We start from the raw sequence: 17959 nt of genomic DNA on the forward strand, positions 1-17959 counted from the left end.
GTTTCTCCTCAACTTCACAGGTAGGTGATGCCAGGTTTGGCCGTGCTGATGCGTGTGCCGGCGCTGCCCTGGACGATGGCTTCGATGTCCGAGAGTGAACCGATCACCGCAGTTTTGCCAGTCTGGCGGGCGAACTCGCAGGCGGCTTGGACCTTGGGCCCCATGGAGCCGGCGGCGAAGCCGAGTTTTTCCATGTCGTCGGGGTGGGCCTGGCCGATGGCCTTCTGGGTGGGCTTGCCGAAGTCGATAAAGGCGGCGTTGACGTCGGTGGCGATCACCAGCAAATCGGCCTCCAGTTGCGTGGCCAGCAAGGAGGAACACAGGTCTTTGTCGATCACGGCTTCAATGCCGCGCAGCTTGCCGTCTTCGCCATACATCGTCGGGATGCCGCCGCCACCGGCGCAGATCACGATGGCTTTTTTCTCCAGCAGCCATTTGATCGGGCGAATTTCAAAGATGCGTTTGGGGCGCGGGCTGGCGACCACGCGGCGGTATTTGTCGCCATCGGGCGCGATGGCCCAACCTTTCTCGGCGGCGAGTTTCTCGGCTTCGGCTTTGGCATACACCGGGCCGATGGGCTTGGTAGGGTTCTGGAAGGCCGGGTCCTTGGCGTCCACTTCGACCTGGGTGAGCAGGGTGGCGAACGGCACTTCAAAGTCCAGCAGGTTGCCCAGTTCCTGTTCGATGATGTAGCCGATCATGCCCTCTGTCTCGGCGCCCAGCACGTCCAACGGATAGGGCGAGACGCTGGTGTAGGCCGCCGCCTGCAATGACAGCAGGCCCACTTGCGGGCCATTGCCGTGGGCGATCACCAACTCGTTGCCGGGGTGGATCTTGGCGATCTGTTCGGTGGCGATGCGGATATTGGCGCGTTGGTTGTCTGCGGTCATGGGTTCACCACGACGCAGGAGGGCGTTGCCGCCCAGGGCTACGACGATGCGCATACAGAATGTCCTTCTAGAATGATCGTTCCCACGCTCTGCGTGGGAATGCCCCCCCGGACGCTCTGCGTCCGCTCTTGTGGCGCAGAGCGCCACTGGCTGCATTCCCACGCGGAGCGTGGGAACGATCAGAGTGGTGTTAGATATCCGCCAACGCCGACACCAGAATCGCCTTGATGGTATGCATGCGGTTTTCCGCCTGCTCGAAGGCGATATTGGCCGGCGACTCGAACACCTCTTCGGTCACTTCCACGCCATTGGCCAGGTGCGGATAGCGTGCCGCGATGTCCTTGCCGACCTTGGTTTCACTGTTGTGGAACGCCGGCAGGCAATGCATGAATTTCACCCGAGGGTTGCCCGAGGCTTTCATCATCTTGGCGTTGACCTGGTACGGCAGCAGTTGCTCGATGCGCTCGTCCCACGCTTCCACCGGTTCGCCCATGGACACCCAGATATCGGTGTGGATGAAGTCCACACCTTTCACGGCTTCTTTCGGGTCTTCGGTGATGGTGATGCGTGCGCCGCTTTCCTCGGCAAAGGCCTGGCATTGCTTGATGAAATCTTCATGGGGCCACAGCGCTTTGGGCGCGCCGATGCGCACGTCCATGCCCAGCTTGGCGCCGATCATCAGCAGCGAGTTGCCCATGTTGTAGCGGGCGTCCCCGAGGTAAGCGTAGCTGATGTCATGCAGCGGCTTGTCGCTGTGTTCACGCATGGTCAGGGTGTCGGCGATCATCTGGGTCGGGTGGAATTCGGCGGTGAGGCCGTTGAACACCGGCACACCGGCGAACTTGGCCAGCTCTTCGACGATTTCCTGCTCAAAGCCACGGTATTCAATGGCATCGAACATCCGGCCCAGTACGCGGGCGGTGTCTTTCATGCTTTCTTTGTGGCCGATCTGCGACGACACCGGGTCGATATAGGTGACGTGGGCGCCTTGGTCATGGGCCGCGACTTCGAAGGCACAGCGAGTGCGGGTCGAGGTCTTTTCGAAGATCAGCGCGATGTTCTTGCCTTGCAGGTGCGGACGCTCGGTGCCGGTGTATTTGGCGCGTTTGAGATCGCGGGACAGGTCCAGCAGGTAATGCAGCTCGCGAGTGGTGTGGTGCATCAGCGACAGCAGGCTGCGGTTGCGCATATTGAAAGCCATGATGGAATCTCCTTAATAGTCGATAGGGTCGCGGATGATCGGGCAGGTCATGCAGTGGCCGCCACCACGGCCTCGGCCGAGTTCACCGGCGCTGATGGTGATCACTTCCACACCGGCCTTGCGCAGCAGGGTGTTGGTGTAGGTGTTGCGGTCGTAGCCAATCACCACGCCCGGTTCCACGGCCACCACGTTGTTGCCGTCATCCCATTGCTCGCGTTCGGCGGCGAAGCTGTTGCCGCCGGTCTCGACGACGCGCAGGGCCTTGAGGTTGAGCGCTGCGGCCACGGTTTCGAGGAAGTTGGTTTTCTCGCGCTGAATGTCGATGCCGTGGGGCTTGCTCTCGTCAGGGCGCAGGGTGAAAGGCACGATCTGGTTGACCACTTCGGGGAAGACGGTGACCAGGTCGCGGTCGCAGAAGCTGAACACGGTGTCCAGGTGCATCGCGGCGCGGGATTTGGGTAGGCCGGCAACGATGACGCGTTCCACGGCTTTGTTCTGGAACAGGTTACGCGCCAGTTGGCCGATGGCCTGGTGGGACGAGCGTTCGCCCATGCCGATCAATACCACGCCGTTGCCAATCGGCATCACGTCGCCGCCTTCCAGCGTCGCGGCGCCATGTTCCTGGTCGGGGTCGCCGTACCAGATCTGGAAGTCCGCGTTGGTGAACTCAGGGTGGAATTTATAGATGGCGCTGGTCAGCAGGGTTTCCTGGCGGCGCGCCGGCCAGTACATCGGGTTGAGCGTCACGCCGCCGTAGATCCAGCAGGTGGTGTCGCGGGTGAACTGGGTATTGGGCAGCGGCGGCAGGATGAAACTGGCGTGGCCGAGAAAATCGCGGAACATCTCGATGGTCTTGCCACCGAAGCTGCTCGGCAGGTCGTCGGCCGATACGCCGCCAATCAGGTACTCGCTGATTTTGCGCGGCTCCAGGCTGCGCAGCCACGAACCGACTTCATCGACCAGGCCCAGGCCTACGGTGTTGGCGGTGATCTTGCGTTCCAGAATCCAGTCCAGCGCTTCGGGGTTGGCGACGATGTCGGTGAGCAGGTTGTGCATTTCCAGCACATCAATGTCCCGCTCGCGCATCTTGGTCACGAAGTCGAAGTGGTCGCGCTTGGCCTGGGCCACCCACAGCACGTCATCGAACAGCAGCTCGTCGCAGTTGTTGGGGGTCAGCCGCTGGTGGGCCAAACCTGGGGAGCACACCATGACTTTGCGCAGTTTGCCGGCTTCGGAATGTACGCCGTACTTCACTTTTTCCGTGGTCATTACAGATCCTCCAGTGAACAACAATTACAGGGTCAGGAAGCCGTCGTAGAGCCCATAGGCCGCCACCAGGGCGCCAATGACCACTGCGGCGAAAATCAGCTTCTCGACGGGGGTGAAAATCGGTTTGCCCAGTTCACGCTTGGCTTTGGCGAACAGGATCGCGCCAGGGGCATAGAGCAGGGCGGAGAGCAGCAGGTATTTGGTGCCGCCGGCGTAGAGCAGCCAGATCGCATAGATCAGGGCGATAGCGCCGATGAACAGGTCTTTCCTGCGCTCTTTGAGGGCGTTCTCGTAGGTCTCGCCGCGCACCGCCAGCAACAGGGCGTAGGCCGCCGACCACAGGTAAGGCACTAGGATCATCGAGGTGGCGAGGTAGATCAGTGACAGGTAGGTGCTGGCGGAAAACAGCGTGATCACCAGGAATATCTGCACCATTGCGTTGGTCAGCCACAGGGCGTTGACCGGCACATGGTTGGCGTTTTCCTTGCGCAGGAACTCCGGCATGGTGTGGTCCTTGGCGGCGGCGAACATGATCTCCGCACACAGCAGCACCCAGGACAGCAGCGCGCCGAGCAGGGAGATGATTAAGCCCACGCTGATCAGCACCGCGCCCCAGTGGCCCACCACATGCTCCAGCACGGCGGCCATCGACGGGTTTTGCAGTTTGGCCAGTTCCGGCTGGGTCATGATCCCTAGGGACAGCACGTTCACCAGCATCAGGAACAGCAGCACAGTGATAAAGCCGATCACGGTGGCCTTGCCCACGTCACTGCGTTTCTCGGCACGGGACGAGAAGATGCTCGCGCCTTCGATGCCGATAAACACCCACACGGTGACGAGCATCATGTTGCGCACCTGGTTCATCACACTGCCCAGGTCCGGGTTTTTAACGCCCCAGATGTCAGCGGTGAAGATGTCCAGCTTGAACGCGAACAGGGCGATGAGCACGAACAGCAGTAGCGGCACCACTTTGGCGACGGTGGTCACCAGGTTGATGAACGCCGCTTCCTTGATCCCGCGCAGCACCAGGAAATGCACGGCCCATAACAGCACTGACGCAGCGATCACCGCCGTCGGGGTATTGCCCTCGCCAAAGACCGGGAAGAAATAGCCCAAGGTGCTGAACAGCAACACGAAGTAGCCGACGTTGCCCAGCCAGGCGCTGATCCAGTAGCCCCAGGCGGATGAAAAGCCCATGTAGTCGCCGAAACCGGCCTTGGCGTAGGCGTAGACCCCGCCGTCGAGGTCAGGCTTGCGGTTGGCGAGGGTCTGGAACACGAAGGCGAGGGTCAACATGCCGATGGCGGTAATCACCCAGCCGATCAACACCGCACCGACATCGGCGCTGGCGGCCATGTTTTGTGGCAATGAAAAGATACCGCCGCCAATCATCGAGCCGACGACAAGTGCGACCAGGGCGCCTAGTCGAAGTTTTCCGGGAGTTTCAGACATTGCATGACTCCAATGCAGGAGAAGAGAGACCACAGAATAATTCCGTGCGCTAATCAAACAGCTGACTCAGATCACTTCATTGGCACATTCCATTGTGAATTAACGACTTAGGGTGAGGTTTTTGCGGGCGAACAAGTCCCGCAAAGGCGCTTGATAGAGCGCTCTTTGCTTTGTGGTTAATCATTTGGTCGAGGACATGGGTGTTGACGCTAGTTCGTATTTGCGAATGTGCAAATTTTTTGTACGTTGTTTGACTATCGCTTCATAATTGACGTATTTAAATTCTAAATAAGCCTAAACTTCCTACCTTTACATATCCTTATGTTATGACAACGTCATTAATCTGAATTACTTATGTGCGCAGTTGTCGCACAACCGTTTATTTCGAGGAAGCTGCATGTCCCAACCCGCCCAGAAACTTCGGCTCAGTGCCCTGATTGCCCTGGTGGTGGGCTCGATGATTGGCGGCGGCATCTTTTCATTGCCGCAGAACATGGCTGCCCGTGCCGAAGTGGGGGCCATCTTGATCGGCTGGGCGATCACCGCCATCGGCATGCTGACCCTGGCCTTTGTGTTCCAGACGTTGGCGAACCGTAAGCCCGAACTGGACTCCGGGGTGTATGCCTACGCCAAGGCGGGTTTTGGCGATTACATGGGCTTTTCATCCGCCTGGGGTTACTGGATCAGTGCGTGGATGGGCAATGTCGGTTATTTCGTCTTGCTATTTAGCACCCTCGGCTACTTTTTTCCGGCGTTCGGCCAGGGCAATACGCCGCTTGCCATCGGCTGCGCGTCGCTGTTGCTGTGGGCCGTACATTTTCTGGTGATGCGCGGGATCAAAGAGGCAGCGTTCATCAATCAGGTGACGACGGTGGCGAAGATCGTGCCGCTGCTGATGTTTATCGTGATCGCCGCCGTTGCATTCAAGGCGGATATTTTCACCCGCGATATCTGGGGAATGGGTAACCCGCAGATGGGCAGCGTGGTCGAGCAGGTGCGCCACATGATGCTGGTCACGGTGTTTGTGTTTATCGGGATCGAAGGCGCCAGTGTGTATTCGGCGCGGGCGCAGAAACGCTCGGACGTGGGGCGCGCCACGGTGATTGGTTTCGTGGGCGTGCTGGCCTTGCTGGTGCTGGTGAATGTGTTGTCCCTGGGCATCATGAGCCAGCCGGAGCTGGCGCAATTGCAGAACCCGTCCCTGGCCGGTGTGTTGGAGCATATCGTCGGGCCTTGGGGCGCGGTATTGATCAGTATCGGCCTGGCGGTTTCGCTGCTCGGCGCGTTGCTCTCCTGGGCGCTGCTGTGCGCGGAAATCCTCTATGCCACCGCCCAGGACAAGACCATGCCGGCGTTCCTGAAGAAGGAAAACGCCAATCAGGTGCCGGTCAATGCCTTATGGCTGACCAACGTGATGATCCAGGCATTCCTGGTGATCACGCTGTTTTCCGCCAGCACCTACACCACCCTGATCTACCTGGCTTCCTCAATGATCCTGGTGCCTTATTTGTGGTCGGCGGCCTATGCGGTGCTGTTGAGCGCGCGCGGCGAAACCTATGCAGGCTGGCAGCGCCGGCGCATGAAAGATCTGCTGGTGGGGCTGGTTGCCCTCGGTTATGCGATCTGGCTGCTGTATGCGGGGGGCTTGAAGTACTTGCTGCTGTCGGCGTTGCTGTACGCACCGGGTGTGATCCTGTTTGCCCTGGCCAAGCGCGAGCAGGGCCAACCCTTGTTTACCACCGTGGAAAAAGGCATTTTCAGCGGCGTGATCGCGGGCGCCGGGTTAGCCGCGTATGGGCTGTATAGCGGGGTATTGTCACTGTGAGACTGGCGTATCAACCGCCCTACGACTGGGCGGCGATGCTGGGGTTCCTATCGGCGCGGGCGATTACCGGGTTGGAAACCGTGGTCGCCGGGGTGTATCGGCGCAGTATCAGTGTGGCGGGCCGACATGGCTGGGTCAGCCTCGAACCGGGCGTGGGGGATTGGCTGGAGGTGACGGTCGACTTTCCCGAGCCTGCAGCGATGCCTGAGATCGAGCGGCGCTTGCGCAGGATGTTTGATCTGGATGCGGTGCCTGAGGTGATCAACGCGCAATTGTCGCAAGACCCCCTGATGGCGCAACTGGTTGCGGCCCGCCCTGGCCTGCGGTTGCCAGGCACCTGGGACGGGTTGGAACTGGCGATTCGTGCAGTGCTGGGCCAGCAGATCACCGTGGTGGCGGCGATTCGCCTGGCGGGCAAGTTGGTGGCGCAGTATGGCCAGACCCTGCAAACCCCGCACGCCGGTATTACCCACCTGTTTCCGACACCTGAAGTGCTGGCGGCGGCAGACCTAGCCACCTTGGGCATGCCCAAGGCGCGGGGCCGTACTCTGTCCGGTGTGGCCCAGGCGCTGTTGGATGATCCTCAGCTTTTCGAACCCAAGGCCAGCCTCCAGGACGGCGTTGCACAGCTGGTTGCGTTGCCGGGGATTGGAGAGTGGACCGCGCAGTACATCGCCATGCGCCAGTTGCGCGAGGTGGATGCATTTGCGTCGGGGGATATCGGGCTGATCAATGCTTTGGCAGCCTTGGAAGGTGGGCCGGTGTCGGCGCGGCAGTTATTGGCGCGGGCCGAGGCGTGGCGGCCGTTGAGGGCGTATGCGGCGCAGCATTTGTGGACGTCGTTGAACCGCGGGGATTGATAGCGACGGTGATGGCCCCATCGCGGGCAAGCCCGGCTCCCACACTGATCCAGTGGGAGCTGGCTTGCCTGCGATAGCGGTGCCCAGGTCACCACTGAGGTCGGTGTGACCCTAACTCCACCGCCGGTAAATCCCACTGCAACGGCGTGCCACTGATGCTCAGCGGCGCCAGTAGCCGGTGGGCCTGACCCCAGGCTGTCTGCTCCACCACCAGGCCTTGGTCATTGATATCTTCTTCGCGCAATGCCGCTTGCTGTGGCACTTGCCCGGCCGCCACCAGCAACTTCGCCGTACGCGCCAACGACAAGCGCGCCGAACCGCCGCGTCCGGAGTCCAGGCGCTCGGCCAAAGCTCGGATCGCGCTGGCGGCCATCAAATAGCCGGTGGCGTGATCCAGCGCCTGCACCGGTAGCGGCAGCGGTTTATCCGTCTGTTTCCAGGCCATGCCGGCCTCGGCAATCCCGCTGCTCATCTGCACCAGGCTGTCAAAGCCACGACGATTACGCCATGGGCCGCTCCAGCCGTAGGCGTTGAGGCTGACGTCGATCAGTCCGGGGGCGATGTGCTGTCGTTCGCCAAGGGTATAACCGAGTTGCTCCAGGGCATCGGCGCGGTAACCGTGGAACAGGATGTCGGCGTCCTTGAGCAACGCTTCGAACACTTGCCGGTCGTCGTGGCTCGTTAGATCCAGGCGGGCGCAGCGTTTACCCAGGGTCATTTCCGGGACGACGCCAGGTTCGTTCCAGGTGGGCGAGTCGATGCGCAGTACGTCGGCGCCTAAGCCTGCGAGGAAACGACTGGCCACCGGGCCGGCTAGCACCCGGGTCAAATCCAGCACCTTGATGCCGGCCAGTGGGCGAGCGGCTGAGCCAAGCCAGGGTTTGTCGATGCCGGGTTCGAAGACCTGACGCTGGATCAACGCTTCGGCGTTTACCGCCAAGCCTTGGGGATGCTGCTGCCAGGCTTGCCAGCTACGCATTTGCGCGGCACAACCGCCCGCATCGACAACCGCCTGTTCCAGTTCGGCGGCTTTCCAGGTCGCGACTCTACTCTCCATGGCGGCGCGATCAGCGGCAGGCCCCAATACCCGCTCGGCCGCTGCGCGGTGATGGGGCGCGTTGGTGTGCAGACGGATCCAGCCATCGGCGCTGGCGTAATCACCCGCTACCGGGTCCCACAAAGGCGGCACTTGCCACCCCACGGGGCGAATCGACGAGGAGAACCACAACGAGGCCAGGCGCCGATCCACGCTGACGCTGGGCAGGCGCCCGGTTTGTTGCTCAATCAACTGGGCGATAGCCTGGCCCGCGGCGCCGATGCTGGCGGCCGCCAGGTCTGTCACGGCGAAGGTCGAGGGCAAGGCGCCGGCCTGGGTCTGGGGCAGTGGGGCGTGCGGTAAAGCGAGTGCGGCTTGGATGGGAGTCAGCAGGTCTGTCATCAAAGGCCCTCCGTAAGAGAAGGCCCACTATAGAAGATCATCCCACCGGTGTGGCAACCCCAGGGATCAAGGGCAGTTCGATGCTGGCGATAAAGCCGCCATCGGGATGGTTGGCCAGGATTAGGTTACCGCCATGGCGCTCGGCGGCGCGACGGGCGATGGCCAGGCCCAGGCCATGGCCTTGGGCGGTCTGGCCTGGCGCCCGGTAGAACGGCTCGCCCAATTGGCTCAGGTGCTCGGCTTCAACGCCGGGGCCGTGGTCGCGTACGCTGATCAAAATGCGCCCGCCTTGATGCTGGGCCTGCAATTCAATCGGTTCGCCCACCGGGTTGAAGCGCTGGGCATTGCGCAGCAGGTTGTCCACGGCGCGTTCGATCATGGTCGGCCAGCCTTTAAGCTGCAAGTCATTGGCAGTCGTCAGTTGCACCACTTGCTCGGGGGCACTGAGTTGGGCGTCCTTTTGCAGCGTTTTAAGCAACGAGGTGAGGTCGATGTCTTCGGCGCTGGCGTTGTCGGCGTCGACCCGTGCCAACACCAGGATCTCGCTGATCAAGGCTTCCAGGCGGTCGCATTCGCGGGTCAGGCGCGGCCAGAGTTTTTCCCGTTCTTCGGGGCTGGCGCGTTCGGCCAGGGCCAGGGCGATACGCAAGCGCGCCAACGGCGAGCGCAGTTCGTGGGAGACGTCGCGCAGCAACTGGCGCTGGCTGCCGATCAGGCTTTGCAGGCGTGCGCCCATGCGGTTGAAGTCGTTGGCCAGTACGCCGAATTCATCGCGCCTGTTGGCCAGTTGCGCCAGGCTGTTCTGTTGATAAGTGGTTTGCCCCAGATCATGCACCGCGCCGCGCAAACGGCTGAGTGGGCGGGTGATGGACAAGGTCACCAGCAGGCTGAACAGGGTCAGCACCACCAGGGTAATCGCCAATGCACTGAGCGGCCACAGCAGGCTGCTGCGGTGCCAGGCGTCCAGCTCCGGGTGAGGAATACGGTAGATCAGCAGGTAGGTATCGCCGGTTTTATCGCTGGTGTATTCGGCGGTCAGGCGTCGCCACGGCAGGTGGCCGTCCTGGCTGTCGTTCTGGCGGGCTTCGAAGGCGGCGGCGCGGCGCGGGAAGGTACCGCGCACCACTGGCTCGCCGCTTTCGTTAAGCACTTGCACGTCGATGTGGTACTGGCGTTTGCGCTGCTGCAGCAACTCCTGGGCGGCGTCTTCGCCCTGGGTTTCGTAGAGCTGCGTCCACTCTTGGGCCAGGTTGTTGAGGCCAGGGTGGCGGCTGAGAATCCAGGCGTCCTGGTTGAGCATGTGCCCAAGCAGGATCGACAAACCGGCAACCAGGGCGATGGCCAGCCAGAAACTCGCCAGGATACGCCAGAACAATGAACGCACAGGAAACCCTCAAACAGGAAAAGCCCAGCGGCGCGAACCACTGGGCTGAGGTGAAGCTAGGTCATTATTGCGCTTTTTGCGCTTGCTGGGCTTTCCAGGCCTGGAACTCTTTCCATTCGGCGCGGCGCTCGGCTTGTTTCTTGACGATTTCGTCGTACTTCTTCTGCTGGTCGGGCTTGAGCACGGCACGGATATCAGTCTGGGTTTTCTGCTTGCCGGCGGCGATTTCGTCCTGCATCGCCTTCTGGTCAGCAGCTGGCAGTTTGTCCAGGTACTTTTTGACCAGGTCTTTGCGGGCGTGCCATTGGTCACCCATCAGCTTGCGGATCTGCTCGCGCTGTTCCTTGCTCAAGTCCAGCTGGCTGAACGGGCCGCCTTTGCCACGCGGACCGTGTTCACCGTGGCCTGGGCCGCCCATCATGTGGCTTTCAGGACCACCCATCGGGCCTGGGCCTTCCGGCATTGCCATGGCAACGGTGGGCAGGGCAGTGGCGAGCATCAAAGCGATAAGGGTCTTGCGCATGGTGATTCTCCTGTCTCTATTCCGGTGAGTCCGGATGTGAGTAGGTTACGCAGCGCAAGGTCAGCGGCGGTCAGGGGAGGGTAAAGCTTCGGTAAAGACGAGTTTGATAGGAACTGACAAAACCCTCGAGGCTGATGAGAACGCGGGTGGGAGCTGGCTTGCCTGCGATAGCGGTGTGTCAGTCACCCTCATGCTAAGTGGCCCACCACTATCGCAGGCAAGCCAGCTCCCACAGGGTTGAGCGTGATGTTTAGAGGCTGTAGTAGTAACCACGACTACGCAGCGCCACGATCCGTGGCCGGCCATCGGGGTGTGGGCCGATCTTTTTACGCAGGTTGCTGACGTGCATGTCCAGGCTGCGGTCATACAGGGTCAGCTTGCGGCCCAGGGCGATCTGCGCCAGTTCCTGTTTATCCAGGGGCTCGCCGGGCTGACGCAGCAATGCTTCGAGCAGGCGGCTTTCGGAGACGGTGAGGGCGAACTCCTGTTCATCGATGCTGACAACGCCGCGCACCGGGCTGAAGCACAGGTCGCCCAGTTCCAGCTGGGTCGATACCGCGGCCGGGTGGCTACGGCGTAACACGGCGCGCAGGCGCGCCGTCAGCTCGCGTGGGTCGCAAGGCTTGGCCAGGTAGTCGTCGGCGCCCAGTTCCAGGCCGAGGATGCGGTCCAGGGGTTCGCCTCGGGCCGAGAGCATCAGCACCGGCAGCTCCGGGTGGTCGTTGCGCAATTGCTTGAGCAGCTCCAGGCCGCTGCCGTCGGGCAGCATAACATCCAGTACGACGGCCGCCGGCGCACTGTCCGCCAGGGCTTTTCGGGCACTCGAACCGTCATGGCAGGCGCGTACCTGGAAACCTTCCTGGCTCAACCAACTGGTCAGCAGCTCACAGAGCTCCTGGTCATCATCTATCAGTAACAGCTCGCTCATGACTCACTCAATTTAGCCATTGTCGGCGGCGAAGGCCCCACCGGTGACGCCGTGAGCCATTAGGAGTGCGCCGAAACGATTAGGTTCGACGCAGCCGCGCTCAAGGCAAGACTTGCTTGAACGGCTTGATCACCACATCGGCGTAGACGCCTGCTGCGACATAAGGGTCAGCCTGGGCCCAGGCCTGGGCGTCGGCCAGGGAGGCGAACTCGGCGACGATCAGGCTTCCGCTGAAACCTGCGTCGCCCGGGTCGTTGCTGTCGACGGCCGGGTGCGGGCCGGCCAGTACCATGCGGCCTTCGGCTTGCAGCTGTTTGAGGCGCTCGACGTGGGCCGGGCGTACGCTCAGGCGTTTTTCCAACGAGTTGGCAATGTCGGTGGCAATGATGGCGTAGAGCATGTCAGTCCTCGGTTTTCGGTGTGGTGTCATGCAGGTGGCGTGACAGGTAGATGCCCTGGCCGATCAAAAACAATACGGTCATGCCCAGGCTGCCAAACACTTTGAAGTCGACCCAGTAGTCCTGGAAGGTGAAGGCCACGAACAGGTTGGCGGCGCCGCAGAACAGGAAGAACACGATCCAGGCCACGTTCAGGCGCACCCACACCGGCTCCGGCAAGGTCAGCGCATGCCCCATGATCCGCTTGATCAGCAGGCGGTCACCGATGAAGTGGCTGCCGATAAACACCAGGGCGAACAGCCAGTTGACCACCGGGGCTTTCCATTTAAGGAAGGTTTCGCTATGGAAGGCCAGGGTCAGGCCGCCGAACACCAGGCAGGCGACGAGGGTGAGCCATTGGCTTTTTTCCAGCTTGCGCTGCGAGATGAAGATGGCGCCGTACACTACGATAGAGCTGATGATCAGTACGGCAGTGGCACTGTAGATGCCCCCGAACGACAGCTCGTGGCCGGCGATTTCGATGACCCTGGGGTCGAGTTTGGTAACGATGAAAAACAGCAACAGCGGGATGAAGTCGATGAATTGTTTCACAGTAAGAGCCAGAAGCTGGATGTGTCGGCATAATAACAAACATCCTTGGTTGCGATAGCGCCAGCTGACTTGAGGTTACACACCCCCGTGAATGTTGATTTGCACTGCCACAGCACGGCCTCCGACGGCGCCCTGGCGCCCGCTGTACTGGTTGCGCGTGCGTTCGAAAAAGGCGTGCGAGTTTTGGCATTGACCGACCATGACACCCTTGAAGGCCTCGACGAAGCCCGCCAGGCCGCGCACTCCCTGGATATGCAGCTGGTCAACGGCGTGGAATTGTCCTGCACCTGGGGCGGCGCCACCATCCACGTGCTGGGCTACGGTTTTGATCAAAAGGCCCCGCCCTTGGTGGCGGCGATTGCCCAATTGCACGATGGCCGCTGGCTGCGGTCCGAAGAAATAAGCCGCAAGCTCAGCCTTAAAGGCATGCCAGGTGCCCTCGACGGTGCCCGTGCTATCCAGCAGGAACTGGGCGACAGCGGCAACGCACCGGCCCGTCCGCACTTTGCCGACTGGATGGTGCGCGAAGGCTATGTGAAGGATCGCGCCGAGGCCTTTCGCAAATGGCTGGGCGCCGGCAAGTTGGGCGATGTGAAGCTGCACTGGCCAACCCTGGAAGACACCGTCCAGACCCTGCGGGCCTCCGGGGCCTGGGTGAGCCTGGCGCATCCCTGGCATTACGATTTCACCCGCAGCAAGCGCCGCAAGCTGATCAGCGACTATATTGGTGCGGGTGGCCACGCCATCGAAGTGGTCAACGGGCATCAACCGGCGGAACAGGTCGGCAGCCTGGCGATCCTCGCCCGCGAATTTGGTCTGCTGGTCAGTGCCGGCAGTGATTTTCATGGCCCAGGCGGCTGGTCCGAGATTGGCGAATATCGCCAGGTCCCGGAAGATCTGCCGCTGTTGTGGGGGCGATTCAAGCATGACCCCATTATTGCCACCGTCTGAACAGGTAGAGCACGTGAGCCAATTCTTCCAGATTCATCCGGAAAACCCTCAGGCGCGCCTGATCAAGCAGGCCGTAGAGATCATCCGCGCCGGTGGCGTGGTGATCTATCCGACTGATTCGTCCTACGCCATTGGCTGCCAGATCGGCGACAAGGGCGCGGTCGAGCGGGTAAGACGCCTGCGCCAACTCGACGACAAGCATAACTTTGCGCTGATCTGCAGCGACTTGTCCCAGCTCGGGCTGTTCGCCAAGGTCGACACCGGCACGTTCCGCCTGCTCAAGGCCCACACGCCTGGGCCCTACACCTTCATCCTCAACGCCACCCGCGAAGTGCCGCGCCTGTTGCTGCACCCGAAGAAACGCACCATTGGCCTGCGCGTACCGGAACACCCGATTGCCCTGGCGCTGCTGGCCGAGTTGGGCGAACCGCTGATGAGCGTGTCGTTGATCCTGCCCGGCGAAACCGAGCCGTTGTACGACCCGTACGAAATGCGCCGTTTGCTGGAAAAGCACGTCGACCTGATCATCGACGGCGGCTACGGCGGCAACAAGGCCTCCACGGTGATCAACCTGGCCGATGGCGAACCAGAAGTGGTGCGTGTGGGTTGTGGCGATCCGGCTCCGTTCATGGTCGAGGCCTGAATGTCAGCCGTGGAAGCCGCTGATCCCCAGGCTGGCGCCCAGCAGGAACTGCCGTTTGCCATGGTGTATGGCCAGGCGGTCATGGAAATGCCCCTGGACCTGTACATCCCGCCGGACGCCCTGGAGGTGTTCCTTGAAGCCTTCGAAGGCCCGCTGGACTTGCTGCTGTACCTGATCCGCAAGCAGAACATCAACATCCTTGACATTCCGGTGGCAGAAATTACCCGCCAATACATGGGCTATGTCGAGCTGATGCAGTCGGTGCGCCTGGAACTGGCCGCCGAGTACCTGGTCATGGCCGCCATGCTCGCCGAGATCAAGTCGCGCATGCTGTTGCCGCGTTCGGAGACGGTGGAAGCCGAAGAGGATGACCCGCGCGCCGAGCTGATCCGCCGCCTGCAGGAGTACGAACGCTTCAAGGCCGCCGCCGAAGGCATCGACGGCCTGAGCCGTGTGGGCCGTGATGTGGTGGTGCCCAAGCTCGACGCTCCCGAGGCGCGCGCGCGCAAGTTGCTGCCGGACGTGAGTCTGGAAGAATTGCTGATGTCCATGGCCGAAGTACTGCGCCGCGGCGATATGTTCGAGAGCCACCAGGTCAGCCGTGAAGCGCTGTCCACCCGCGAGCGCATGAGCGATGTGCTGGAACGTCTCAAGGGAGGTGGGTTTGTGCCCTTTGTCGAGTTGTTTACTGCCGAAGAGGGCCGACTGGGCGTGGTGGTGACCTTTATGGCGATCCTTGAGCTGGTCAAGGAATCCTTGGTCGAGCTGGTGCAGAATGAGCCTTTTGCGGCTATCCACGTGCGGGCGCGAGCCGAATAACGAGCTGAATCGATGAATCTGACTGAACCCCGCGAACTGGCCCCTTTGCTGGAGGCCTTTCTTTTGGCCTCGGGCAAACCGCAATCTCTGGAGCGCCTGTTCGAACTCTTTGAAGAGGCCGAACGCCCGGAGCCGCCGGTCTTCAAGAAGGCCTTGGAGATCCTGCGCAAATCCTGCGAGGGCCGTGCCTTTGAGCTGCGCGAAGTGGCGTCGGGTTATCGCCTGCAGATCCGTGAGAAGTTTTCACCGTGGGTCGGGCGTTTGTGGGAAGAGCGCCCGCAGCGCTACTCGAGGGCGATGCTGGAGACCATGGCGCTGATCGCCTATCGCCAGCCCATCACCCGGGGCGAGATCGAAGACGTGCGTGGTGTGGCGGTCAACAGCCATATCGTCAAGACCCTGCTTGAGCGTGAGTGGATCCGCATTGTTGGCTACCGCGATGTGCCGGGCAAACCAGCCATGTTCGCCACCACCAAGGTGTTCCTCGATCATTTCAACCTGAAAAACCTCGACGACCTGCCACCCCTGGCCGAGCTGCGCGAAATGGAGGCCGAGCCGGTGCTCGACTTCGACGACGCGCCGGTGCCGCAAAGCCTGCAGGAACTGGCCGACGCCAGCGCCGAGCCGGAGGAGCCCAAGGACGAAACCAGTTTCCATACGTTGTTGCTGGAGCTGGACGACATGGAGCAGGGGATCAAGACCGACTTCGACGATTTGCTGCGTGATGGTGCGGCGGAGCCAGAAACCCAGGTGAACGTTGAATCCGAGCCTGAGGTCGAAGCCGAAGACGATGTGCTTGGCGTGGCCCTAGCCCGGGAAAAGCTCTTGGCCGCGGTCGCCGCCCTCGAACAGCCGCCCCTGAGTGACGAAGAAGACGAAGCCCGGGCGCTGGCCGAGGCCATCGAGAACGAACGCCGCCAGCTCGAAGACTGACCGGCTCTGACTTTCACCGCGCCACCCATGTGTGAGCTGGCTTGCCTGCGATGCAGACACCTCGGTCTCTCAGATGCAAGGAGGTGATGCCATCGCAGGCAAGCCAGCTCCCACAGAGGATCGACCATGAGTGCCCTGAAAGACCCGTGCATCAGCATCTGCAAATTCAGCGACGACATCTGCGTCGGCTGTGGCCGCAGCAAGCGTGAAATCCGCGCCTGGAAGAAACTCGATAAAGTCGACAAGCGCACGGTGCTGGCCGAAGCCGAGCTGCGATTGCTGGCCCTGGGGGCCACCGGTCGGCGGAAAAGCAAATGAGCTGGGCGTTATCGACTAGTCTGTGATGCGCAACACGCGCCATGCGCGTATGATTCGCGACCCCTTGCCGAGCTATTTGGCCAAGGCCCCGCTTTCAATACCCTCAGGCCACGCCTGAATCGACCCACCGGGAGGTGCTTACGATGAATGACCAAGACCAGAAAGACCAGGAAATCGGCCCAGCAGGCGAAAAACTGCAAAAAGTGCTGGCGCGTATCGGTGTGGGCTCGCGCCGCGACGTCGAAGCCTGGATCACCCAGAAGCGCATCAAGGTCAACGGCGTCGAGGCAACCCTCGGCCAGCGCGTCGACCTGCACGATGCAATCACCATTGATGGCAAGGTCATCAAGCGTGAAGAGGCCGCCGAATCGGTGCGCCGCGTGATCATGTACAACAAGCCCGACGGCGAGATCTGCACCCGTGACGACCCGGAAGGCCGTCCGACCGTGTTCGACAAGATGCCCAAGCCTAAAGAAGGCCGCTGGATCAACATCGGTCGCCTGGACATCAACACCACCGGCTTGCTGATGTTCACCACTGACGGTGAGTTGGCCAACCGCCTGATGCACCCGTCCTACGAGATGGACCGTGAATACGCCGTGCGTGTACGTGGTGAAGTCGATGACGAGATGATCGAACGCCTCAAGGCGGGCGTGGTGCTCGAAGACGGCCCGGCCAAGTTCACCGACATCAAGCAGGCGCCGGGTGGCGAAGGTTTCAACCACTGGTACCACTGCGTGGTGATGGAAGGCCGTAACCGTGAAGTGCGTCGCCTGTGGGAGTCCCAGGGCCTGGTGGTCAGCCGCCTCAAGCGCGTGCGTTTTGGCCCGGTGTTCCTGAACTCCGACCTGCCGATGGGCCGCTGGCGCGAAATGAGCCAGTACGAAGTCGATATCCTCAGCGCCGAAGTGGGCCTGACGCCGGTTGCCATGCCGCAGATGAACGCCAAGAGCAAAGACAAGCTTGAGCGTATGCAGCGCAAATCGTCGCGCCCAGTGCCACGTACCGAACGTGTTGCCCGCACCCTGCGCCCTGCGCTGGATGCACCGGCCACCGGCGGTCGTATCTCGCGTCAGCCGCACATTGAAGGTGAACGCCGCCCCACCACGCCATCGCGTCAGGAAGGCGAGCGTGCGCCACGTACGCCGCGTCCTGCTCCGGCGGGTGGTCGCAGCAACCGTGGTGAAGCGGATCGCCCGGCCGACAACGCCAGCACCAAGCGTCCAGCCAAGCCAGCGGCGAACAAGCGCCCTGGCCCGAAACTGGTCGCGGACGAGCCTTCGGGCAAGCGCCGTGGCGCCCCGGCCGGTTCCGGCCAGCGTCCTGGTTTTGGCCGCAAGAAGCCGCAGTGATGCGCTAAGCGCTGCACGAAAACGCCAACCCTAGGGTTGGCGTTTTTTTTGCGATCTACATTCGAAATGCAATCAACTGTGGCAGCTGGCTTGCCTGTGATAGCGGTGGGCAAGCCCTAATGCCAGTCAGTTAAGACAGAATCGGCAACTGTGGCGAGGGAGCTTGCTCCCGCTGGGGCGCGAA

At 61.6% G+C, this 17959-nt stretch carries 18 protein-coding genes; 8 read left to right on the plus strand and 10 right to left on the minus strand.

All coding sequences use genetic code 11. The features are described from left to right. Positions 1-14: 14 nt before the first annotated feature. The 4 genes from arcC to arcD (AC07S6_RS17955) form a co-directional block, all read right to left on the minus strand. The gene (gene arcC, locus AC07S6_RS17940) at positions 15-944 is read right to left on the minus strand and encodes a carbamate kinase (protein WP_014719696.1); all 930 of its coding nucleotides are present in this window, start codon (positions 942-944) and stop codon (positions 15-17) included. 136 nt (positions 945-1080) lie between these two features. Next, on the minus strand, positions 1081-2091 hold the full coding sequence (locus AC07S6_RS17945) for an ornithine carbamoyltransferase (RefSeq protein ID WP_014719695.1): 1011 nt from the start codon (positions 2089-2091) through the stop codon (positions 1081-1083). Positions 2092-2103: 12 nt separating this feature from the next. After that, the gene (gene arcA / locus AC07S6_RS17950) at positions 2104-3360 is read right to left on the minus strand and encodes an arginine deiminase (RefSeq protein WP_014719694.1); all 1257 of its coding nucleotides are present in this window, start codon (positions 3358-3360) and stop codon (positions 2104-2106) included. Between the two features lie 24 nt (positions 3361-3384). Beyond that, the gene (gene arcD / locus AC07S6_RS17955) at positions 3385-4812 is read right to left on the minus strand and encodes an arginine-ornithine antiporter (RefSeq protein WP_014719693.1); all 1428 of its coding nucleotides are present in this window, start codon (positions 4810-4812) and stop codon (positions 3385-3387) included. Between the two features lie 397 nt (positions 4813-5209). Between arcD (AC07S6_RS17955) and arcD (AC07S6_RS17960) the strand changes: the two genes are divergently transcribed. Then, entirely contained in the window at positions 5210-6637 is a 1428-nt protein-coding gene (gene arcD / locus AC07S6_RS17960; protein ID WP_495112716.1) for an arginine-ornithine antiporter, read from the plus strand. Then, a complete protein-coding gene (locus tag AC07S6_RS17965; RefSeq protein WP_495112717.1) occupies positions 6634-7497 on the plus strand; it encodes a DNA-3-methyladenine glycosylase family protein in 864 nt (287 codons plus the stop codon). Before arcD (AC07S6_RS17960) ends, AC07S6_RS17965 begins: the two co-directional genes overlap by 4 nt. 88 nt (positions 7498-7585) lie before the next feature. Here the strand turns inward: AC07S6_RS17965 and AC07S6_RS17970 are convergent, their stop codons facing one another. From AC07S6_RS17970 to AC07S6_RS17995, 6 genes are all read right to left on the minus strand, one after another. Beyond that, the gene (locus AC07S6_RS17970) at positions 7586-8935 is read right to left on the minus strand and encodes a CoA transferase (RefSeq protein ID WP_495112718.1); all 1350 of its coding nucleotides are present in this window, start codon (positions 8933-8935) and stop codon (positions 7586-7588) included. 37 nt (positions 8936-8972) lie between these two features. After that, a complete protein-coding gene (locus AC07S6_RS17975; protein ID WP_495112719.1) occupies positions 8973-10319 on the minus strand; it encodes a sensor histidine kinase in 1347 nt (448 codons plus the stop codon). 64 nt (positions 10320-10383) lie between these two features. Next, complete coding sequence (locus tag AC07S6_RS17980; RefSeq protein WP_197882986.1) at positions 10384-10842, minus strand: LTXXQ domain protein; 459 nt, start codon at positions 10840-10842, stop codon at positions 10384-10386. Positions 10843-11092: 250 nt separating this feature from the next. Then, complete coding sequence (locus AC07S6_RS17985; protein WP_495112720.1) at positions 11093-11770, minus strand: response regulator transcription factor; 678 nt, start codon at positions 11768-11770, stop codon at positions 11093-11095. 100 nt (positions 11771-11870) lie between these two features. Further along, positions 11871-12170, minus strand: coding sequence for a YciI family protein (locus AC07S6_RS17990; RefSeq protein ID WP_495112721.1), 300 nt, complete (start codon positions 12168-12170; stop codon positions 11871-11873). 1 nt (position 12171) lies between these two features. Next, on the minus strand, positions 12172-12759 hold the full coding sequence (locus AC07S6_RS17995; protein ID WP_034128542.1) for a septation protein A: 588 nt from the start codon (positions 12757-12759) through the stop codon (positions 12172-12174). Between the two features lie 87 nt (positions 12760-12846). Between AC07S6_RS17995 and AC07S6_RS18000 the strand changes: the two genes are divergently transcribed. The 6 genes from AC07S6_RS18000 (at position 12847) to rluB (ending at position 17775) form a co-directional block, all read left to right on the plus strand. Beyond that, entirely contained in the window at positions 12847-13710 is an 864-nt protein-coding gene (locus AC07S6_RS18000; protein ID WP_495112722.1) for a PHP domain-containing protein, read from the plus strand. Positions 13711-13723: 13 nt separating this feature from the next. Continuing rightward, on the plus strand, positions 13724-14353 hold the full coding sequence (locus AC07S6_RS18005; RefSeq protein WP_003193796.1) for an L-threonylcarbamoyladenylate synthase: 630 nt from the start codon (positions 13724-13726) through the stop codon (positions 14351-14353). Continuing rightward, the gene (locus AC07S6_RS18010) at positions 14354-15172 is read left to right on the plus strand and encodes a segregation and condensation protein A (protein ID WP_014719684.1); all 819 of its coding nucleotides are present in this window, start codon (positions 14354-14356) and stop codon (positions 15170-15172) included. Positions 15173-15184: 12 nt separating this feature from the next. Next, entirely contained in the window at positions 15185-16105 is a 921-nt protein-coding gene (gene scpB, locus AC07S6_RS18015) for an SMC-Scp complex subunit ScpB (protein WP_495112723.1), read from the plus strand. Between the two features lie 126 nt (positions 16106-16231). Then, on the plus strand, positions 16232-16423 hold the full coding sequence (locus AC07S6_RS18020) for a DUF1289 domain-containing protein (protein WP_495112724.1): 192 nt from the start codon (positions 16232-16234) through the stop codon (positions 16421-16423). A gap of 143 nt (positions 16424-16566) precedes the next feature. Further along, positions 16567-17775, plus strand: a complete 1209-nt coding sequence (rluB, locus tag AC07S6_RS18025; protein WP_014719681.1) for a 23S rRNA pseudouridine(2605) synthase RluB — start codon at positions 16567-16569, stop codon at positions 17773-17775. The last annotated feature ends 184 nt before the right edge of the window (positions 17776-17959 follow it).

Source organism: Pseudomonas sp. GW821-FHT07B01 (assembly GCF_059419065.1).